Raw genomic sequence first — 22,692 nt, 5'->3', positions numbered from 1 at the left:
AATCACCATGTCCAGGTCATCCACGCCGGGGAACGCAGGCGGTCCCGACCGCCCGCGCGCCCTTTATGTCACTCGGATACGTGCCCGGACATGCGTGCTGCCTCGTCGGCAATCGCCTGTTCGCGCACGCGACGGCGCGCACGCGCGCGCAGCCACAGCCATGCCCCGGTTCCCAGCATGACCGCACCCACCACACCACACAGGTACATCAGGACTGGATGGTGCGACAGGAACCAGTCCACCCACATCCAGAAGGGCAGATGACCAACCGTATAGGTGGGTGACGTGCGGTATGTCGCGAACCTGTTGCCATTTTTCAGCACAAGATCACCCTGCAGGCTGGGCAGGGCCTTACGATCATGCAGGCTTGCAATCAGGTCGTGGATATGCGCCCCGTCGTCACCCAACAGCGCCAGTACCGAACGATGCCGGACGTAGGGTGATTCAGCCCCGATCATCATGGCGGTATTGCGGATCGGGGCGCTCAGGTTGGCCGTGACACCATTACGCAGGCCGCTCCTGTCACGATCCTGGAATATGTACCAGATCCCCTGCAGGCCCATATCCTGTCCAACATGGATATGGCCGTCATCAATCTGGTACGCCGAACGCGACAGCAGGGATGCGGCAGGCCCCATCTGCTGCGCTGGCGCCAGCAGAATGACATCGCCCGAGGGCGGATGTTCGGCAAGATCCGTTGTTGTCACAAGGTGCATGCCTGCGGTGGGATACCATGTAACCGAACCAAAAAAGCCCATAAGGTCAAGATAGGCCCCGATCGTGTCGGTATCCGGCACAGGGGGCAGGACCACCGTCGTCTCCCCCAGATCGGCCATGCGGGAAAACGGGAAACCGATTGATGCGAAATAGGACAGGTTGGGCAGCGTCGTGAAATGCACCCCACGCCGGAAATCCAGCATGGAATCCGAATCAATCCCCATACGCAGGTTATCAGGCGTGCGCCGGCAGGCACCACGGTCTACCGGGCGGGTATTGAAATTGAACTGCAGGTCATTCTGCCCGAACAGAAGCCATGACGGCAGGGCCGTTACATGTCCCACGGCGCCCGCGTGCTGGGTCACCATGCGTTCGGACCATGTACGCCACAGGCTGTGGGGCAACAGCCCATAGCTTTGCAGGTAAGAGTTATTAAGACTGACATCCAGACGCGAGGCGCTGATATCCACCACCGGGTTATCCGGCGTGCGTATCCACAGATCCATCAGGAAAGGCAGACCGCGCCATGTGTACAGGTCGGGCGGCAGATGAAATGGTACATGCAGCGTGCCGGGTGCAAAACCACCCGCCTGCAGGTCGCCCGCGGTCACCAGTTCACCAAAACGCACCGGCCGGTCCGTCGGAATGAAGGCCGGCGCATCATAAGGCTGCCGGGCGCGCAGGGTCACGTCCTGCACCACGGCGGATGGCCCGCTGCCCAGCGTATCGGGGGAAAAGACCAGCGCCCGGGCCGCAACCTCCACTTCCTGCGGTGTGCGCCCGGTTACAACCAGAACCGTGCCCCACCTGTCATTCGGGTTGGCAATTTCCAGCAGCGTCGGTCCGGCCGGCGCGTGCCCCTGATCATCAACGGGAATGTTTTCCCCGATTTCAATGGCATTCCCGGTTGCCGGAATGCTGCGGGAAACGGGAAAGGACAACTGGCGCGCATCGGCCATCTTGCCGAACCATGATGCGACAAGTCCCCCGGCCTGCATGATTTCCGGCTTCGGTGTCGCAGCGGGCATGACGACCGGCACGCGCATGGCGACTTTCAGGTTGGGATCGAAAAAGGGCGTCGGCAGGCGGCCCAGATCCCGTTCGGGTACGATGCGCGCGGTGGTCAGGGTAATGCTGGACTGGTCCGATATCTGGGCCCACAGCACATCATTATACAGGTCGTTGCAATCCCGCCTGTATTCACCGGCGAAATGGAAATTGAGCTTGCTGTCCCCCGTGAAATAAAGGGGATCAACCGGGAATTCCAGTGGCCCGAAGTTCGGATGCGCGGGATCGATACGGATCGTGCCGACATACTGTTCATTCAGTGTCACGGTCAGCGCCGTGGCTTCCGGCAGGAGCGATGGCGAAATCGCCCCCGACAGGGTCAGCACCGCATGGGTTACGACCCGGTTGGCGGGCACCACCACGTCGATCCCCTGCAGTGGCGAAACCCCCCGCAGGGTCAGCGGCCCGTTTTCCAGCCCCAGGTCACGGAAGGAAATGGTACGCGTGATTTCGGTGTCTGCCACCCGGTCCGCCAGCGCCCGATCCACCGTACCGCCCATGGGGGGGATATCACCACTGTTGGTATCCCCCAGCGGGGTCAGGCGCGAGACGCCGGTCGTGCTATAGGATGGGGGCGGCAGGGGCTGGGTCGGCGCCGCGGCGACAGGGGCTGCGGCGGGGACATCGACTGGCGCGGGGGCTGGCGTGTCCTGTGCCTGCGCCGGCAGGGCCATGGACAGCAGCCCGGCCATACCCGCCACCAGCAGGGTCATGCCATAGCCGACCCCCCGATAGGTGGGTGGCAGCACAAGGCTTTTCTTTTCCAGCGTTTCTTCCTTTTGCACGCTCTCGTCACTTTCCCCGGTTTCCTGCGCCGGGCTGAGATCCCACAGATACGGCGGAGACAGAAGACCGCGTATGCTTTTTATGACCTGATATATGCTGTTCAACGGCCGGTCTTCCTTGAAATCAGCCCAGTTATGCCATGCATCGCTTCGGCCGAACACCAGGCTGACAATCTCGCGTTCCTGATCCAGCGTCTCGATTTTCCATTGCAGGTGCAGCCACGACCCGCGCTGCCCCAGGATCGTGGCGGGAACGGACACGCGAATGCCGTCATCGGGCTTGTCATAACGCAGGGTAATGTCCTGCGGGGTGTCCATCTGCCGGGGCAGCTTGAGGGTAACCCCCGCCCCGCCAAGCGAAATATCGGTGGTATGGGCATGGTATTCGGTGCCGTCTTCGAAACAGATATCAACTGGCAGCCTGACCCGCACCCGTGGCTTGTGTCGGATCTGCCGCGTCTCTCGCCCCACCGCGATGGAGGCAAGCACCACGATCAGGCTGATGCTGATCCAGAACGTGTTGAGCACGAAGGACTGGAACGCCAGTTTCTGATGGTACTGGAAAATCATGCCCACGATGCCCCGCACCATGCCCAGGAACAGGATCCCGGCCATGATGACGTTGGGGTACACCGCGCTGAAATCGAAATATCCCCGCGCCAGCAGGCCACCCTTGTCCGTCACGTTGAACTTGCCTTTGTGCGGCTGAAGCAGGGTGACGATGGTGATGCGCACCAGAAACAGTGCCAGCGAGGTCTCGTAAATTTCACTCCAGAAGGAATAGCGCCACCGTCCCTCGATCCGCGACAGGGTCATGATGGAATGAAAAATATGGGGCAGTGCATAGACCATGATGGCGAACGGGGACGCCGCAATGATGTTCTGCCCGAAAAACAGGAACCCCAGTGGTGAGACAAGGAAGGTCACCCGGGGGATGGCGAACAGGAAGTGCGACATGGCTGACAGGTAGCACAGCCGCTGTTCCCACCGCAGGCCCGGCCCCAGCATGGGGTTGTCCAGCCGCATGATCTGCAGCATGCCACGCGCCCAGCGCACACGCTGGCCGATATGCAGGATCAGCCGTTCGGTCGCCAGCCCCCCTGCCAGTGGCTGACGCAGATAGGCGGTCCCCCATCCCTTGCGCTGCATCTTCAGCGCGGTATGCGCGTCTTCCGTGACCGTCTCGGTCGCGAAGCCCCCCACGCTCAGCAGCGCCGAACGGCGGATGGCGGCACAGGACCCGCAGAAGAACGTCGCATCCCAGAAGTCATTGCCGTCCTGCACCAGCCCATAGAACATGTTGCCTTCGGGCGGCACGTCATAACCGGCGGCAAGGTTACGCTGGAACGGGTCGGGGGAATAGAAGTGGTGCGGCGTCTGCAGCAGGGCAAGCTTGGAATCGGCCACCATCCAGCCAATGGTCTTGAGCAGGAAGGACCGGGTTGGCACATGGTCACAGTCGAAAATCACCACGTACTCGCCCTTGGTGATCTTCATGGCGTGGTTCAGGTTGCCCGCCTTGGCATGGTTGTTCTCGGAACGGATGATGTAACCCGCGCCGGATTCCTGGGCAAAATCGTAGAAGGACTTCCGCCGTCCGTCATCCAGGATATAGACATTCAGCTTGTCCGCAGGCCAGTGCAGGTCCAGCGCGCCCAGCACCGTGGAGCGCACAAGGTCCAGATCCTCGTTATATGACGGGACATAGACATCCACCATCGGCCAGTCATCGGGATTGTCAGGCAGTCTGTGCGGCCTGCGCCCAAGGGGCCACGACATCTGGAAATAGCTCAGGCACAGGGTGGACAGCGCGTAGCCTTCCGCCATCAGCAGGGCGACCGACATGACAATCTGCAGCGGCCCCGTGAACTGCACCGTACTGCCCAGCCGCCAGATCAGGTACCTAAAGGACACGAACAGCGACAGCATCATGAGGATGCAGGTGATATGTCGCCCTTTCCTGCGGTTCAGCACAAAGAACAGCGCTACCGTTCCCACGGAAATATAGGCCTGCTGCCCCGGATCAAGGGTAATGTTGCCAATGGACAGGCAGAGGAACGCCCCCCCTGCCGACAGGAAGAGGATAAGCCAGTTCAACCCGCGCGGCGTGGCCATGAACGCCTGACCGCCCGACTTCAGCCACAATTCCCTTAGCATAATTTTACAACCAGACTGACCTGAATAAAAACCTGCCGATATACCATGCCCTGCAGGCGCCGGCATGGTACTGCGCCCCTGCGCCACGTATGATCTTGTTTTCTATGGTAAATGGTTCCGCTGAAAAAAGTGTCTCTTTCCCGTGGCTTTCTCAATGGGAAGGAACAATAAATGACGCACTGTCGGAACCGCAAGGTCTTATGTGAAATGCAGATTTATTTTTGAATACCGCCTGCCCGAAATAAATCTCGTCCCGCGTGCATAATATCGGCATGGATACAAATCATGAATATACATTGCATGACAAATCATCGCGACCGGATTACTCGGTAAAAGCTACCTGCACTGCCCTGCCCCGCTGATAAAACGTAAAAAAGGCACCCGGTCACATGGACCGGATGCCTTTCCCATATCATCACACCGGGCGGAACCGCCGCGTATGGTCAGACCGCGCGGCGCGATGCACCGCCCGGGCGGCCACCGCCGCCGGGACGGCCGCCACGACCACCACCGGGCGGACGGCCACCACCCGCCGGGCGACCACCGCCACCGGGGCGTCCGCCACCGGAACGGCCACCGCCGCCACCGCGGCCACGACCACCCCCGCCGCCCAGCACGGGCGGACGCATGGTGGAGTTCTCGGCCCCTTCCGAATGGTAGGGATGTTCGGACACGACCGGGATCTTCTTGCCGATATTCTTTTCAATATCGCGCAGCCACGCCCGCTGTTCCGCATCACACAAGGAAACGGCCCAGCCTTCACGCCCGGCACGCGCCGTGCGGCCAATGCGGTGCACATAGCTTTCGGGCACGTTGGGCAGGTCGTAATTGAACACGTGGGTCACGTCATCCACGTCAATGCCACGGGCGGCGATATCGGTCGCCACCAGCACCTTGACGTTGCCCGACCGGAACCCGGACATGGCACGTTCACGCGCACCCTGCGACTTGTTGCCATGAATGGCTTCGGCCGTGATTCCGTGTTCGTTCAGGAAGGCCGCCACCTTGTTGGCTTCATGCTTCATCAGCGTGAAGACCACGGCACGTTCGACCTTGGGCGAATCAACCAGCAGCTTCAGCGCCTCGCGCTTGTTGCCGGTATCGACAAACATCACGGCCTGGCGGATACGGTCCACCGTGCTGGATGGCGGGGTGACCTGCACCGTGGCGGGATCACGCAGCAGGCCATGCGCCAGATCGGAAATGGTCTTGGGCATGGTTGCCGAAAACAGCAGCGTCTGCCGGTCGGTCGGCAGGGCCGCGACAATCTTGCGGATATCGCGCACGAAGCCCATGTCCAGCATGCGGTCGGCTTCGTCCAGCACCAGTACCTCAAGCCCGGACAGGTCGACATGCCCCTGTCCCATCAGGTCCAGCAGGCGGCCGGGGGCGGCAACCAGCACGTCCACGCCACGGCGCAGGGCCTCGATCTGGCGTCCCTGACCTACGCCGCCGAATACGACGGCATGGCTGAAGCGCATGTGGCGGGCGTAGGATGCGAAGCTTTCCCCGATCTGGGAAGCCAGTTCGCGGGTCGGCGCCAGCACCAGCGCGCGCGCGCCCTTGGGGTGGGCACGGCCCTTTTCGCGGAAAAGCCGGTCAAGGATCGGCAGCGCGAAAGCCGCGGTCTTGCCTGTTCCGGTCTGTGCCAGCCCCAGCAGGTCACGCCCTTCCAGCAGATAGGGAATGGCGCCAGCCTGAATGGGGGTGGGCGTGGCGTAGCCTTCCTCGTCCAGTGCCCGCAGCAGCGGCTCTGCAAGATGAAGATCGGCAAACGTTGTCATGAATGGCGCCTCCTGGCGCGAAAAAACAGGGCCGCGGGGCGTACAGGAACCTGCATGCCCGGATGGCGAACTGACAGACATACCCGACACCGGCCCTTGTATGCACGGGGGCACTCGGTCTGTCGTCGCAAGGATATCATGTAAGGGATAAAGGCCGGTCCAGTCTGCTTCTGTATCGTGTCCCCCGCGTCAAGGACACGTGCAATCAAACCAGCACAGGGAACAGGCGCGGTCTGTTCCCAAGCGTGAGGCTGTATAGGGTTGCAGGAAGGACCGCAAGCTTTTTCATGCAGCCTTCCTCCCCTTTTTGTCCCGCCATGCGGGACGCCCCCGGTTCAGGCCGGGGGAAAGCGGTCAGTCAGGATGACCTCGGCATCGGGCAGCCTGCCCACGCGCGGCGGGGCCTGTTCCGTGCCTTTGCCAATGACGACAAACATCGCCACCACATGGTCGGCGGGCAGGTTGATCAGCCGGCCGACCGCATCATAATCGAACCCGTCCATGGGACAGGACTGGTACCCCCTGGCCGTCGCGGCCAGCATGAGGGTCTGTGCCGCAAGCCCTGCACTGCGCATGGTTTCGTCCTGCTGGACCCATTCGCGACCGTCGTAATAGCCCCGGATCATGTCGGCCATGCGCTGCTTCACGTCATCGGGCGCGCCATCGAAATAACGGGCCGGATCCTTCTTCCACGCATCACGGTCGGCACAGATCACGATCAGGGCGGAAGCATCGGTCACATCCGGCTGGTCCCACGCCACCTTGCGCAGTTCACGACGCAGGGCCGGGTCCTTCACCACTACGAAACGGCAGTGCTGGATATTAAACGCCGAAGGGGCATGGCGGGCAGCCGACAGCAGTTCGTGCAGGTCCGCCGGACTGATCTCATGCGTCGGGTCATACGCGCGGATGGCGCGCCGGGTCCGGATGGCCTCAAGAGTATCCACTATCACTTCTCCCCACCGTGGCGACTTTATTTCCGGGGGGTGGTGTCCTTGCGCCGCAACAGAAACAGCGCCTGCTCCCCGAACAGGTTGGCCAGCCGGATCGAACGCCGCCACGGTGCACGCTCGCCGTCTTCATCAACGGCCATCCACTGCTGGACAACATAGCCCTCATCGCGACACAGCGTCAAAAAGTCGAGGATCGTGCATGGGTGGATGTTGGGCGTGTCGTACCACGGCGTGCTCCACACGCTGGTCATGGGCATGCGCCCACGCAGCAGAAGCTGCAGGCGCAGGCGCCAGTGGCCGAAATTGGGAAACGACACGATGGCGTACCGCCCGATGCGCAGCATCTGGCGCAGCACCTCACGCGGGCGCTCGACCGCCTGCAGGGTGCGCTGCAATACCACGTAATCGAACGCATTATCGGGATAATGGACAAGGTCATGGTCCGCATCACCATGCATGACCGGCAGGCCATGGGCGACCGAGCGCGTAACCTCGCGCATGTCGATCTCGATCCCGCGCGCGTCACACCCGCTGTTGCGGAACAGGTAATCCAGCAGCGCGCCGTCACCGCTGCCCACATCCAGCACGCGGGTCCGTGGACGGATCATGCCTGCGATCAGGCGCTGGTCAAGCCGCATGGTCAGCCAATCCCCGCATGTTCGGCAGCCCCGCACAGGAAGCCGCGGATCGTCCGGTCAAAATCAGGCTCATCAAGCAGGAAGGCATCATGCCCCTTGTCGCTATCGATCTCGACAAAGGACACGTTTGCCGCGACCTGATTAAGTGCCCGCGCCAGAAGCCGCGCCTGCGAGGTGGGGAACAGCCAGTCGGACGAAAACGAGATGATGCAGAACCGCGTGCGCGTTCCCCTGAACGGACGCGACATGTCACCATCATGCTCGGCGCCAAGGTCGAAATAATCCATCGCGCGCGTTATGGTCAGGTAGGAATTGGCGTCAAACCGCCGCACGAACGTCGATCCCTGATGCCGCAGGTAGCTTTCCACCTCGAACATCTCGCCAAACAGCGCGCCAGGTCCCCCTGCCGTCCCCCGTCCGGGGGACGTGCGCACGCGGCGGCCGAACTTGCGCGTCAGCGCCGCTTCGGACAGGTAGGTGATGTGCGCCATCATGCGCGCCACCGCCAGCCCCCGGGCCGGGATCTCGTTACATTCCCAATAGCGGCCGCCATGCCATTGCGGGTCGGCGAATATGGCCTGACGGCTGACCTCGTTGAACGCGATGTTCTGCGCCGAATGGAAGGGCGATGTCGCGATGGGCATGGCCGCGAACACCTTATGCGGATAGGTCGCGCACCATTCCAGCACCTGCATGCCGCCCATGGACCCGCCCACCACCGCCAGCAGGCGGTCAATGCCCATATGTTCGATCAGAAGATGCTGCGCACGCACCATGTCGCGGATGGTGATGGCGGGGAAATCCGTGCCCCATGGCTCTTCCGTGCCGTCTTCGCGCACGCGCAGGCTGCGCGGACCGGTCGTACCCATGCAGCCGCCCAGGACATTCACGCAGATGACGAAAAAACGGTCGGTATCAATCGGCAGCCCCGGCCCGACCATGCGCCCCCACCATCCGGGCTTGCCCGTCAGGGGATGGGGGTCGGCCACGTACTGGTCGCCCGTCAGCGCATGGCAGACAAGGACCGCATTGTCACGCGCGGGCGACAGGGTGCCATAGGTGCGGTACGCCACATCCACCGGGGCAAGGTGGAAGCCACAGTCCAGCTGCAATCCGTCGGGAAAGGTAACGTGCTGGTGCGACAGGGTGGTAGCGGGATTGGTCTGGTCCATTCTGTATCCGGCATTGCGTCGACAGGGACAATGAAAAAAACAGGCAGGGGTTGCGTATGACACCGCAGCCCCGCACATGCAAGGTTCATGACATCCCTGCCCGCGCTTTGGCTACGGGCCTAGAACTGTTCCACTTTACCCACGCCTTCGATGGCCTTGATCATCTGCGCCACGCGTGGCGTTACACGGTAGCGTTCGGCCAGCGTCAGTTCCACGTCGCGCGTTTCCGCAACCGATGGTAGCAGGATCACCCGCCCCCGCCCGTTGCCATTGCCCTGCAGCACGTCACGGATCGGTTCCAGCGCATCCGCCCGGTCGAACCATATGCGCAGTTCGGCCGCCGCTTCCGCCGCCGCCTGTTCCAGTTCCATCACGTCGGACGCGGTGATGCGCAGTGCTTCGCCATCCATCTTCAGATCCGCCGAGACAACCACCGCATTGCCCGCCACCAGGATTTCGCGCGATCGCGACAGCACTTCGGAAAAGAACGTGATCTCGCACCCGCCAGATGCATCGGACAGGCGCACCCACGCCATCTTGTTACCCGTGCGTGTGGGGCGTTCCTTTCGGTCCACCACGCAGCCCGCGATCTTGACGCGGCCGATGCCCGCCTGTGCCGCCGCCTCCAGCCCCGTGGCCCTGACCGCGCCCAACCTACGCATAAGCGGACCATAGGAATCCAGCGGATGCCCTGTCAGATGGAAGCCGATGGCGTCCGCTTCCATGTTCAGCCGTTCGAATTCAGGCCAGTCGGCACAGCGCGGCAGGCGCAGCGGTTCACGCTGGGCCGGTGCGCTGCCGCCACCGCCAAACAGGCCGATCTGGCCGCTGGCCGCTTCCTGCGCATTGGCCTGCGCGCGCCGCATGACGGTTTCCGCCGCCCCGCAGGCCTGCGCACGGTTGGGCAGGATGGTATCGAACGCCCCCGCGCGGGCCAGGTTTTCCAGCTGCATCTTGTTGACCTGCCGGGGGTCAAGACGCGCGGCCAGATCCTCCAGATCCCTGAATGGCCTGTCACCACGCACCGCCACCAGCGACTGCATGGCGCTCAGCCCCACCTTCTTGACCGCCGCCAGCGCGTAGCGGATGCCATAGGTCTGGCCATCGGGCATTTTTTCCACCGTGAAATCCGCGCCGGAAGCATTGATGTCGGGCGGCAGCAGCGGAATGCCCAGCCTGTCCGCTTCCTGCCGCAGCCCCGCCAGCTTGTCGGTCTTTTCACGCGCAAGGGACATGCACGCGGCAATGAAGGCAACCGGGTGGTTCGCCTTCATCCACGCCGTCTGGTACGACACCAGAGCGTAGGCGGCGGCATGGGATTTGTTGAACCCATAATCGGCGAACTTGGCCATGAGGTCGAATACCTCGGCGGCCTTTTCGCGCTCGATGCCGCGCTTCATCGCCCCTTCGGTAAAGATCACGCGCTGGCGGTCCATTTCCGCACGGATCTTCTTGCCCATGGCGCGCCGCAGCAGGTCGGCCCCGCCCAGGCTGTAGCCCGCCATTTTCTGGGCGATCTGCATGACCTGTTCCTGATAGACCATGATGCCGTAGGTCTCTTCGAGGATATCGCGGATCTCCTCGTGCGGTGGCTCCCACGGCTCGCCATGCTTGCGCCGGCAGTAATCGGGAATGTTGGCCATGGGGCCGGGACGGTACAGCGCCACGGCGGCGATCAGGTCCTCCAGCCGGGTCGGGCGCATCTGCTTGAGCACGTCGCGCATGCCCGCGCCTTCAAACTGGAACACGCCCCCCGTATCACCACGCGCCAGCATGTCGTAGGTCAGTTCGTCATCCAGCGGCAGGGCCGACAGGTCAACCTCGATCCCCATGCCATGCAAGAACTGCACCGCGCGTTGCAGAATGGTCAGCGTGGTCAGGCCGAGGAAGTCGAATTTGACCAGCCCCGCCTGCTCCACGAACTTCATGTTGTACTGCGTGACCAGCATGTCACTCTTGGGGTCGCGATACAGCGGCACCAGTTCCACCAGTTCGCGGTCGCCAATCACCACGCCGGCCGCGTGGGTGCTGGCGTGGCGGAACAGGCCTTCCAGCTGCTGGCCGATTTCCAGCAGGCGGCGGATGGCCTCGTCCTCGTCGCGCATTTCCTGCAGGCGCGGCTCGCCCTCGATCGCCTGCTTCAGCGTCACCGGCTGGGCGGGATTGTTGGGAATCAGCTCCGCCACGCGGTTGACCATGCCAAACGGCAGGCCCAGCACGCGCCCCACGTCACGCACCGCCGCGCGCGCCTGCAGCTTACCGAACGTGATGATCTGGGCCACGCGGTCGGGACCATATTCATTGCGGACGTAGCGGATGACCTCGTCACGCCGGTCCTGGCAGAAGTCGATGTCGAAGTCAGGCATCGACACGCGTTCGGGGTTGAGGAAGCGTTCGAACAGCAGGTTGAAGGGAATGGGGTCGATATCGGTAATGGTCAGCGCCCATGCCGCCAGCGACCCGGCCCCCGACCCACGCCCCGGTCCCACGGGAATGTCGTGCGCCTTGGCCCACTGGATGAAGTCGGCCACGATCATGAAATAACCGGGGAAGCCCATCTGGGCGATGATGTCGAGTTCGAATGCCAGGCGCTCTTCGTATTTCGTGCGCGTTTCGTCATCGACAGTCATGCGCGACAGGCGGTTTTTCAGGCCGGTCACCGCCATATGCCGCAATGTCTGCTCTTCGGTCTGTCCCTCTTCCACCTTGGGGCAGACCGGCAGCAGGGGCTTGCGCGTTTCCACCGCAATGGCGCAGCAGCGTGCGATATCCAGCGTATTGTCGCATGCTTCGGGCAGGTCGGCGAACAGTTCGCGCATGACCTCCGGCGGCTTGAACCAGTGTTCGGGCGTCACCCGCCAGCGGTCGCGTTCGGCCATGGTGCGGCCCTGCGCAATACACAGCAGCGCATCATGCGCCTCGTACATATCCGGTTTCGGAAAAAAACATTCATTGGTGGCCACCAGCGGCAGTCCCATGCGGTCGGCCATGGCGATCATGCCCGGCTCCACCGCGCGTTCCGCCGCCTGTCCATGGCGGTGCAGTTCCACCGCCATATGGCTGCCATAGGCTTCATGCAGGCGGTCCATGAGGCGCGCGGCCTCCCTCTCCTGCCCCTCGGCCAACATGTGGAATAATGGCCCCCGGCTGCCGCCCGTCAGCAGGAACAGCCCGCCCGCGCGTTCGCACAGAAGTTCCACCGGCACGGTCGGTTCATCCGTTTCGTGCTGCAGGAACCCCGAGGAGGACAGGAACTGCAGGTTGGCCAGCCCTTCCGCATTGCGCGCCAGCAGGACGACGGGCTCCGCCGGGCTACCGGGCTTGTCACTGCGCGACGGCAGGCCGATCTGGCAGCCGATGATGGGCTGCACGCCCTTCTTGCCGCAATATTGCGAAAACTCCAGCGCGCCGAACATGTTGCCCGTATCGGTAATGGCGACGGCGGGCATGCGCATGTCATGCGCCAGCGCCACCAGTTCGGGCACGCGGATGGCCCCCTGGCTGAGGGAATAGGCGGAATGGACACGCAGGTGAACGAAATCGGCATGGGACATGGCCGCATCCTACCCCACACCGCATCTGATTCGCACGCCCCCATGCGCGGGGCGTGACCTGCCTCCCCCTGAAAATGATAAAAGTTTCCGGGCGCCGCCTTTTTTCAAAAAAGCAATATTCTCTGAAGCTTTTTGAAAAAGCTTCACCAAAACCTTTTTACGGTTTTTCAGGCAGCGGGCGCGACCGGCACAACCAGCCCGTCCCGCAGGGTCACGATCCGGTCCATGCGGCGGGCAAGGTCCATGTTATGGGTCGCGATCAGGGCAGCGACCCCATGGGCCCGCACGGTTTCCAGCAGCGCGTCAAACACTGCGTCAGACGTATGCACGTCCAGATTACCCGTCGGTTCATCCGCCAGCAGGACATGCGGGCGGTTGGCCAGCGCACGGGCAATGGCCACGCGCTGCTTCTCGCCCCCCGACAGCTTGCCCGGCAGGTGATCCAGCCGGTGCCCCAGCCCGAACAGGCCCAGCAGTTCATCGGCCCGCGCACGCGCCGCCTTACGCGCAACACCCGCGATCATCTGCGGCAGCATAACGTTTTCGCGGGCACTAAATTCAGCCAGCAGGTGATGGAACTGGTACACGAACCCGATCCGGTCACGCCGGATTTCGGTGCGCCGGGCATCCGTCAGCGCGCCCGTGTCCTGCCCCGCCACCATGACGCAGCCCGCATCCGGGTGCTCCAGCAGTCCCGCCAGATGCAGCAGCGTGGACTTGCCCGTGCCCGATGGCGCCACCAGGGCCACGATTTCACCGGGGTGCAGCGTCAGGTCAGCGCCACGCAGCACATCCAGCGTTTCCTCCCCGCTGACGTACCGGCGCGCCACGCCGTCCATACGCAGGGGGGCGGCATCCACACTCAGGACGTCACTCATGGCGCAGGGCCTCCACCGGGTCCGTCTTCGCCGCCCGCCATGACGGGTACAGCGTCGCCAGCAGCGACAGCACCAGCGCCATCGCAATCACCTCGATCACCTGCGACCAGATCAGTTTGGATGGCAGGTGTTCAAGGTAATAGACCTCGGGATTGAAAAGGTTGGTGCCGGTAATCCGCTGCAGGAGCTGGCGGATATGTTCGATATTCATGCAGAACACGATGCCAAGCCCCGTACCGGCGAACGTGCCCGTCACCCCCACGGATGCCCCGCACATGAGGAAGATGCGCATGATCGCCCCACGTGTCGCCCCCAGCGTGCGCAGCACGGCGATATCTGCGCTCTTGTCCTTGACCATCATGATCAGCGACGAAATCACGTTGAAGGCCGCGACAAGGATGATCAACGTCAGGATCAGGAACATCACGTTCTGTTCCACCTGTACCGCGCCGAAGAAGGCATTGTTGGTCTGTGTCCAGTCCATCACGCGCACGTTGCCATCCATGGCTTTCTCGATCGCCTGACGGACCGGGATCACGTTTTCCGCGTCCCGGGTCATGATCTGCACCTGCGTCACCTGCCCCGGCATCTGGAAATACACCTGTGCGGCATGCAGTGGCAGGAAGACATAGCTGGCGTTGTAGTCATTCACGCCCGCGTCGAATATGGCCACCACGCGATAGGCGCGCACGCGGGGCATGGTGCCGAACGCCGTCGCCGCCCCCTGGGGGGAGACTAGCGTCAGCCTGCCGCCAACCGTCAGCCCTGCGCGTTCAGCCAGCGTGGTACCGACGATGATGGTGTCATCCCCGCCAAAATCATCCAGGGCCCCTGCCACAAGGTTGTCGCTGATTTCATGCAGCCCCAGCAAATCGGCCTGCGTCATGCCGCGCACCAGCCCGCCGGCGTTGTAGCTGCCGGAATTGAGCAGCACCTGCGATTCAACCAGCGGGGCCGCCGATACGACACCGGGCACCCTGCGCACCCGGGCCGCCACATCATCATAATCGCTGATGGTGCGCGTGACGCCGAATACGCTGAGATCGCCATTCAGCCCGAGAATCCGCCCCAGCAGGTCGGCCTTGAACCCGTTCATGACCGACATGACGATGATCAGCGTAGCAACACCCAGCGCAATCCCCACAAGCGAGAAGATCGCGATGACGGACACGAACCGCTCCCCCCGCCGGGCATGCAGGTACCGCCCGGCGACCATCCGCTCGAAGGGACCAAACATCAGGCGCGGATTTTCGCGATAAGGGCCAGTGCAGCGTCCACCGTTTCCTCCGTGCGTTCACCCGTGCGGCGGTCCTTGACTTCCACCTTGCCATCCTTCGCCCCGCGCGGGCCGACAATCAGCTGCAACGGATGGCCCAGCAGGTCGGCATCGGCAAACTTCGCGCCCGCGCGCTCGGCGCGGTCATCATACAGCAGGTCGTCAGGGGCTGCCGCGTACAACTTTTCACAGATGGCGTCGCACTGCGCATCACCATTCTTCAGATTGATGATGACGGCCCGGAAAGGGGCGACGGATGCCGGCCAGATGATGCCGTTATCATCATGGCTGGCCTCGATGATCGCCGCGACAAGGCGCGAGACGCCGATGCCGTACGACCCCATTTCCGGATACAGCGGTGCACCGTCGGGACCGCTTACGGCAATATCCATGGACTCGGTATACTTGCGCCCGAAGTTGAAGATATGCCCGACCTCGATGCCGCGCCCCTCGCGCTGGCGTTCGGCGGGCACCTTTGCCCATGCATCCGCATCATGCATTTCGTCCGTCGCGGCATAGAACGCGGTCATGCCGGTGAAGAACTTCTCAAGCGAGTCCCGGCTGGTCACATCCACGTTTTCACCCAGCCAGTCCTGGTCCTCCAGCGCGCTGTCGAAGAACACGCCGCTTTCCCCCGTGGGGGCCAGGATCAGGAATTCGTGGCTCAGTTCGCCACCGATCGGCCCGGTATCGGCCCGCATGGGAATCGCGCGGACGCCAAGGCGCTGGAACGTGCGCAGGTAGGCCAGCATCATGCGGCGATAGGTATCGACGGCAGAGTCATGATCAAGGTCGAAGCTGTAGGCGTCCTTCATGTAGAACTCACGCCCACGCATCACGCCGAAACGGGGGCGGACCTCGTCACGGAACTTCCACTGGATCTGGTACAGAACCTGCGGCAGTTCCTTGTAGGACTTGACCGCCTGACCGAACAGGTCGGTGATCATTTCCTCATTGGTCGGACCGAACAGCATGTCGCGTTCATGGCGGTCACGGATGCGCAGCATTTCCGGGCCATAGGCGTCATACCGGCCCGAGCGCTTCCACAGGTCGGCTGACTGCATGGTGGGCATCAGCAGTTCCTGCGCGCCCACGGCGTCCTGCTCATGGCGCACGATGTTCGCAATGTTGCGCAGCACCCGCAGGCCGACCGGCAGCCAGGCATAGATACCTGCCGCGGTCTGGCGAATCATGCCCGCACGCAGCATGAGCCGGTGGGACGTGATCTGGGCCTCGGCCGGATTTTCCTTGAGAGTCGGCAGAAAACTGCGGGACAGACGCATATCCGTATGAACCTTGAAGTATGAGAACCGATAATGCTGCGGACCCTAAACCAATCACAACGCCCGTGGAATGGGGCATGTGCGTGTCCCCTCCCCGCGCCACACCGAAGCGTGATGGACAAAGCCCCCCGAAGCGAAAACATCCGCGTGAGGGGGCATGGCGGCAGCGACGTCCGGGGCGTAAGCTGCGCAGGCAAATCTGGTTGCACAGAAAAACGCCGGGTTTAGGGAAAACGTACCAAAAAAAATGGCAGGGAACGGCCCGTCCGTTCCCTGCCATAATCATTTGCGGCCCCTGCCCGCAGCCCCTTACACCCGCAGCAGGTGGACATCCACCAGCGGGCGCTTCTGCAGCTTGCGGCCCAGTGCGCGGCGCAGGGCGGTCTTGGCCGCTTCGCGGAAGGTGGCGTCGTTTTCACGCAGTTCATCGGGGATTTCATCCAGCGCATTGCCGAATTCCTCGGTCACGCGCTGCGTCTCGGGGTCGTCAGCATCCAGCAGGCCCGGCGCGCTGACCTTCGGATCCCCGATCAGGTAGCCTTCATCATCCACCGCGAAGCTGCCCATCACCATGCCGTTGAACAGCATCCGGCGCCGTGCCGACAGCACGCCACCATTCATGGGCAGGATACGCCCGCCATCCAGCACCAGCCGCCCGGTGGGGGCAGTATCGCCAATTTCGACCCCGTCGGCACGGATATCGAGGATATCCCCGTCTTCCAGCAGCACGGGTTCGATATTCAGTTCCTGCGCAATGGCGGCATTGGCGGTCAGGTGACGCCATTCGCCATGCACCGGGATCAGGAAGCGCGGGCGCACAAGATCATACAGCCTGCGCACGTCACCACCCGTGGCATGGCCCGATACGTGCACAAGATGGTCCTTGTCGGTAATGACATGCACGCCACGCCGGGTCAGGCTGTCCTGCACCTGGATCACCGCCTGCTCGTTCCCCGGGATCATGCGGCTGCTGTAGATGACCGTGTCCCCCTCACCCAGCGCGATGTTGGGGTGGGTGTCTGCCGCGATGCGCGACAGGGCCGAACGGGGTTCGCCCTGGCTGCCGGTCACGATCAGCAGGATCTGGTTGTCGGGGATGGAGTTGGCGTCCTGTTCCGACAGGAAATGCGGCACGTCCGACAGGTAACCGCATTCGCGCGCCGCGACCTCCAGGTTGCGCAGGCTGCGCCCGACCACTGCAACGCGGCGGCCAGCAGCCTTTGCCGCCATGGCCAGCGTTTCCACGCGGGCGACGTTACTGGCGAAACAGGTGACCGCAATCCGCCCCTCGAGAGAGGCGATGAGGCGCGTCATCTCACGCCGCACGTCGGCTTCGGACGCGGACGGACCTTCGGTACGGACATTGGTGCTGTCGCACACCATGGCCAGCACGCCCTCGCGCCCCAGTTCGGCGAAGGTTTCAAGATCGGTGGGGGGGCCGACCTGCGGGTCGGGATCGATCTTCCAGTCACCGGTATGGACAATGATGCCCTGCGGCGTGCGCAGCACCAGCGACTGTGATTCCGGCACTGAATGCGTGACCGAGACGAAACGCAGGTCAAACGGCCCGACCGTAAAGGCGCTGCCGGGCGCGACCACATGGATGGGCACCTGCTGCAGCAGGCCCGCCTCCCCCAGCTTGCGGCGCAGCACGGCAGCGGCAAACGGGGTGACATAGACCGGGCAGCCAAGCTGCGGCCATAGATGGGCAATGGCGCCCAGATGGTCTTCATGCGCGTGGGTGACGACCAGACCGGCCAGCCTGTCCCTGCGTTCGGCAATGAAAACCGGATCCGGCAGGATGATCTCCGCCTCCGGCGTATCATTGCCGCTGAAGCCGATGCCACAATCCACCGCCAGCCATGTCTCACCCTGCCGGTACAGGTTGAGGTTCATGCCGATTTCGCCTGTTCCGCCCAGCGGAAGGAATGAAACGCCTGTCATATCATTCATCAATAAATCCTGTGTCAGTTACCATTGTTTCAGATGCGTTTGAAAAATGGGCCCGGAACGCCTGTTCCGTGCCGATCTGCGTGCCCTGCTGTCAGCCCGGTCGGGGCCAAAATCCTGTCTGGCGCCAGCATGCCGCCGGTCCGCCTGCCCTGCTGGCGCGGGTGGAGCAGCGCATCCCCCTGCCCGGATGGGGGACGGCGCTCGACACCTTTCGCCATAAAATCCTGCACGGGATTATCATGTAATCCCGCCAACTTAAATCTCTTTCCTTGATCCGGGCCGATTATTCTCGGTTCACCGGGGCCAGCAGCACCTCGCCCGTCACCACGCGCCGCACACCCGCGGACGTACGCAGCAGCAGGATACCGTCATCCTCCAGTCCTGCAAACGTGCCGGTAAACTGCTGGTTTCCCGCCGCAACCCGGATGGGGGTGCCAATCGCGTGCCCACGTTCCAGCCAGGCCGCGCGAATGGCGTCAAAGCCATGCGCGCCATACCGCGCCAGCCACAGGTCAAGATGGTGAAGCAGGGCGCGCGCCATCTCGGGCGCCGCAGGCACGTCTCCCCCGCAATCCGCCAGGCAGGACAGCGCGCGGCCAGCGATATCAGGCCTGCCACGCAGGTTCGCACCAATGCCGATCACCTGCCATGACACGCCGCCTTCCGTTCCAGTCTCGATCAGGATACCGGCCATCTTCCGGCCATCCAGCAGCAGATCATTGGGCCATTTCAGTTCCAGCGCGTGACCCGGGGGAACATAACCCGCCATGGCGTCATGCAGCGCCAGGCCGGCGATGAACGGCCACAGCCCCACCGGCACCACCGCCCCGGGTCCCACCAGCATGATGGACAGGGCCAGGTTGCCACCGGGATCATGCCATTCCCGTCCCCGGCTGCCCCGTCCCGCCGTCTGTTTCAGCGCCAGGATGGCGATGCCATCCTCCCCTTGTCCTGCATCAAGCCGGTTCTTGCACAGGTCGGATGTCGATCCCAGCCTGTCATGCACCTCCATCCGCCATGCCCCCCCATTGCCACGGGGTATGGATACGACGGAGGGGCAGATGGCGGGTTGGGTCATGCGTTACCTGAACAGTGCGCTCGCCGCCGCCTGTGCTGCTGTCGCGACAGGACCAAGCCCCACCACGAAGAACGTGGTCACCAGCCCCATTCCCACCGATACGAAGGAGACGGAAACAGGCGAGCGGTCCAGCGCCGGGGCAGCGGCATCGAAAAACATGATCTTGACGATCCGGATATAGTAATACGCCCCGATCACGCTGCTGACGATACCAATTGCCGCCAGCGCGTAAAGATGCGCGTTGATCGCGGCATAGAACACCATGAGCTTGCCAAAGAACCCCGCCAGCGGCGGCGCCCCCGCCATGGAGAACATGAACACCGCCATGGCCAGCGCCATGCCCGGGTCGGTACGGCCCAGGCCGGACAGGTCGCTGATCTGGCTGACCGCCCGCCCCCTGCGGCGCATGGCGACAATACCCGCGAACGCGCCAACATTCATGAACAGGTAGGTCACCAGATAGACCAGCGTGCCACGCGTGCCCTCCGCCGTGCCCGCCGCCATGCCGATCATGGCGTAGCCCATATGCCCGATGGAGGAATACGCCATCAGCCGCTTGATGTTTCCCTGCGGAATGGCCGCAAGCGAGCCGAACACCATGGAGGCGGCGGACACGACCTCGATCAGCAGCTGCCACTGGGGCGTCATGCTGCCAAAGGGCCCGGCCATGACACGCAGCAGCACGGCAAAGGCCGCGATCTTGGGCGCACCGGCCATATACGCGGTGACCGACGTGGGCGCGCCCTGGTACACATCGGGCGTCCACATATGGAACGGCACCATGGACAGCTTGAAACACAGCCCCACCAGCACGAACACGATCCCCACCATAAGCCCCGCCGGCAGCACCGCGCTGCCGCGCACCGCCTGTTGCAGGCCCGCATATTCCATCGTCCCGGCAAAACCGTACGCCAGCGAGATGCCATACAGCAGCAGCCCCGACGCCAGCGACCCTAGCACGAAATACTTCAGCCCTGCCTCTGCCGCCGTCACCCGGTCGCGTGCGAAGGCGCACAGGATATAGATGGACAGCGAGGACAGTTCCAGCCCGACAAACAGCGTCATGAGGTTGCCCGAGGACGCCATGATCATCGTGCCCAGCGTGGAAAACAGGATCAGGACCGGAAATTCGAACTTGTCGATTTCCATTTCCCGCGCATATCCCACGCTCAGCACAACCGACAGCGCAGCCCCCGTCAGGCTCAGTACCTTCATGAAACGGGCAAAGCCGTCATTGATGAAGATATGGCTGTAGCCGGTGCCATCGGGCGAAAACACGACAAGGATGCCGGTAACCACCAGGGCCAGCAGCGTCATCATCGCACAGGAGAAGAAGGCCTGCCCGCGCCGTTGCATCACCCCGGCAAGCAGGATGACCAGCCCCGACAGGGCCAGCACGATTTCAGGCAGCGCAAGTGTCCAGTTCATTGGTATTGGCCCTGACGTCCCTGGGGTTAGCGGAAGAACAGCATGGTGGTCAGCAGTACCACCAGCCCGATCAGCATGGAAAAGGCATAGACGGCCATGGACCCGGTCTGGATGCGCACGGCCTGCCCCGCGCTGCCTGCGGTCAGGCGGGCCAGCCCTTCGGGTATGCCCTCGACCACGTCCTCATCCACGCCCTTCCACAACAGGCGCGCAATCGCGCGATAGGGACGGATGATGGCCACGTCATACAGTTCGTCGAAATACCATTTGTTCAGCAGGAACAGGTAAAGCGGACGCAGGCTGCGTGCGAGGGCCGCTGGAATGCCGGGGCTTGCGATATAGCAGACATAGGCCACGACAATGCCGAATACGGCGGCGAATGTCGGCACCAGCGCGATGAAGCCGGGCGTCTGTTCAAGGCGTTCAATCACGTCATGGCCGGGAATGGCGGCAATCGCCCCATTCCAGAACGCGGCCTGATGGCTACCGATATAGAATGGCGCCAGCACCACGCCCGCAACCACCGCGCCAACCGACAGCAGCCCCACCGGCACCAGCATGGATGCCGGGCTTTCATGCGCGCCGTCATGCAGGTGCGCATCCCGTGGCGTGCCGTGGAACACAAGGAAGATCAGGCGCCAGCTATACAGCGCGGTCAGGAATGCGGTCACACACCCCATGACCCAGCCATAATGGGCCATGCCGCTGTCCGACATCCATGCGGCCTCAAGGATCGCATCCTTCGACCAGTACCCGGCGAACGGAAAGATACCCGCCAGCGCAAGGCTGCCAATCCACATGGCAGCATAGGTGAAGGGGATCTTCCGCCACAGCCCGCCCATGCGGAACATGTCCTGTTCATCATGCACGGCATGGATCACGCAGCCCGCACCAAGGAACAGAAGCGCCTTGAAGAACGCATGCGTGGTCAGGTGGAACATTGACGCCTGATACGCCCCCACGCCAACGGCCACGAACATGTAGCCAAGCTGCGAACAGGTGGAATAGGCAATGGTGCGCTTGATGTCAGGCTGGACCAGCCCCACGGTTGCGGCAAAGAAGCTTGTGGTGCCGCCCACCAGCACGATCAGGTCGCGCGTGACGGGTGCAAGGCTGACCAGCGGCGACATGCGCACCATAAGGAAGATGCCCGCCGTCACCATGGTCGCCGCGTGGATCAGGGCGGAGACCGGGGTCGGCCCCTCCATCGCATCGGGCAGCCATGTATGCAGGAACAGCTGCGCCGACTTGCCCATGGCCCCGATGAACAGCAGCGTCGCGATAACTTCAAACAGCGGATGCGTGCCAAACAGCACGAACGTATCATTCACATGGTAGGGGATGGCGGCGAAAATATCGTCATACGACACGCTGCCCAGCCGGATGAAGACCAGCGAGATACCGACAAGGAAGAACAGGTCCGCCACGCGGTTGACCACGAACGCCTTGATGGCGGCGGCACAGGCCGATGGCCGGTCATACCAGTAGCCAATCAGCAGGTAACTCGCCAGGCCCACCCCTTCCCAGCCGAAGAACAGCTGCAGCAGGTTGTCCGATGTCACCAGCATGAGCATGGCGAACGTGAACAGCGACAGGTATGAAAAGAAGCGGTACACCGGCCGCGCCTCATGTGCCATGTAGCCCACGCTGTACACATGCACCAGCAGGGACACCACCGTGACCATGGCCACCACGCTGACCGACAGCATGTCCATGCGCAGCTGCCAGTCGGCCCGGAAGCCGGCGGCATGGATCCAGTCGGCCACGGGCACGACAAACGTGCCCACGTCGCCCATCTCGAACCCCAGCACGCCAATGGCCGACAGTGCTGCGCAGGTCATGAGTGCAATGGTGGTGAACCGCGCCGCGTTATCACCCATGAGGTGCCCGAAACAGCCCGCCACCAGGAAGCCGATCAGGGGCGCAAACACCGCCACTTCAAAAAGGAAGGATGCCGTCTGCATTTCC

The 22,692-nt window shown here is 62.9% G+C and carries 13 protein-coding genes; all 13 read right to left on the bottom strand.

The genetic code is table 11. The annotated features are described in order from the left end of the window. Nucleotides 1-68: 68 nt before the first annotated feature. On the bottom strand, nt 69-4,727 hold the full coding sequence (bcsA, locus tag HNO79_RS05715) for a UDP-forming cellulose synthase catalytic subunit (RefSeq protein ID WP_214164978.1): 4,659 nt from the start codon (nt 4,725-4,727) through the stop codon (nt 69-71). 443 nt (nt 4,728-5,170) lie between these two features. Continuing rightward, nucleotides 5,171-6,511 carry a DEAD/DEAH box helicase gene (locus tag HNO79_RS05710; RefSeq protein ID WP_048856882.1) on the bottom strand — a complete coding sequence of 447 codons (1,341 nt, stop codon included), beginning with the start codon at nt 6,509-6,511 and terminating at the stop codon, nt 5,171-5,173. A gap of 335 nt (nt 6,512-6,846) precedes the next feature. Beyond that, the gene (locus HNO79_RS05705) at nt 6,847-7,458 is read right to left on the bottom strand and encodes a nitroreductase family protein (protein WP_010512960.1); all 612 of its coding nucleotides are present in this window, start codon (nt 7,456-7,458) and stop codon (nt 6,847-6,849) included. A gap of 26 nt (nt 7,459-7,484) precedes the next feature. Then, nucleotides 7,485-8,102 carry a methionine biosynthesis protein MetW gene (gene metW, locus HNO79_RS05700; RefSeq protein WP_010512959.1) on the bottom strand — a complete coding sequence of 206 codons (618 nt, stop codon included), beginning with the start codon at nt 8,100-8,102 and terminating at the stop codon, nt 7,485-7,487. A 2-nt stretch (nt 8,103-8,104) separates the two neighbouring features. Further along, nucleotides 8,105-9,274, bottom strand: a complete 1,170-nt coding sequence (metX, locus tag HNO79_RS05695; protein ID WP_214164979.1) for a homoserine O-acetyltransferase MetX — start codon at nt 9,272-9,274, stop codon at nt 8,105-8,107. A gap of 119 nt (nt 9,275-9,393) precedes the next feature. Continuing rightward, a complete protein-coding gene (gene dnaE, locus HNO79_RS05690; protein WP_010512957.1) occupies nt 9,394-12,828 on the bottom strand; it encodes a DNA polymerase III subunit alpha in 3,435 nt (1,144 codons plus the stop codon). Between the two features lie 167 nt (nt 12,829-12,995). Further along, complete coding sequence (locus HNO79_RS05685) at nt 12,996-13,706, bottom strand: ABC transporter ATP-binding protein (protein WP_200409564.1); 711 nt, start codon at nt 13,704-13,706, stop codon at nt 12,996-12,998. Next, nucleotides 13,699-14,943, bottom strand: coding sequence for a lipoprotein-releasing ABC transporter permease subunit (locus HNO79_RS05680; RefSeq protein ID WP_010512955.1), 1,245 nt, complete (start codon nt 14,941-14,943; stop codon nt 13,699-13,701). Before HNO79_RS05680 ends, HNO79_RS05685 begins: the two co-directional genes overlap by 8 nt. Then, nucleotides 14,943-16,265, bottom strand: coding sequence for a proline--tRNA ligase (gene proS, locus HNO79_RS05675; RefSeq protein ID WP_200409566.1), 1,323 nt, complete (start codon nt 16,263-16,265; stop codon nt 14,943-14,945). The genes HNO79_RS05680 and proS overlap by 1 nt, the downstream gene beginning before the upstream one ends. Before the next feature lie 309 nt (nt 16,266-16,574). Then, nucleotides 16,575-18,218, bottom strand: coding sequence for a ribonuclease J (locus tag HNO79_RS05670; RefSeq protein ID WP_200409567.1), 1,644 nt, complete (start codon nt 18,216-18,218; stop codon nt 16,575-16,577). A 283-nt stretch (nt 18,219-18,501) separates the two neighbouring features. Then, nucleotides 18,502-19,296: a biotin--[acetyl-CoA-carboxylase] ligase gene (locus HNO79_RS05665; protein ID WP_214164980.1), complete on the bottom strand. Its 795-nt coding sequence runs from the start codon at nt 19,294-19,296 to the stop codon at nt 18,502-18,504. Between the two features lie 3 nt (nt 19,297-19,299). Continuing rightward, nucleotides 19,300-20,724 carry an NADH-quinone oxidoreductase subunit NuoN gene (gene nuoN / locus HNO79_RS05660; RefSeq protein ID WP_010512949.1) on the bottom strand — a complete coding sequence of 475 codons (1,425 nt, stop codon included), beginning with the start codon at nt 20,722-20,724 and terminating at the stop codon, nt 19,300-19,302. A gap of 26 nt (nt 20,725-20,750) precedes the next feature. Beyond that, nucleotides 20,751-22,688, bottom strand: a complete 1,938-nt coding sequence (nuoL, locus tag HNO79_RS05655; RefSeq protein WP_010512948.1) for an NADH-quinone oxidoreductase subunit L — start codon at nt 22,686-22,688, stop codon at nt 20,751-20,753. Nucleotides 22,689-22,692 lie beyond the last annotated feature (4 nt).

The organism is Komagataeibacter oboediens, from assembly GCF_018491655.1.
GTDB classification, from domain to species: Bacteria; Pseudomonadota; Alphaproteobacteria; order Acetobacterales; family Acetobacteraceae; genus Komagataeibacter; species Komagataeibacter oboediens.
The sequence above is the reverse complement of the archived record's forward strand: the minus strand, read 5'-3'. Positions and strand labels throughout refer to the sequence as shown.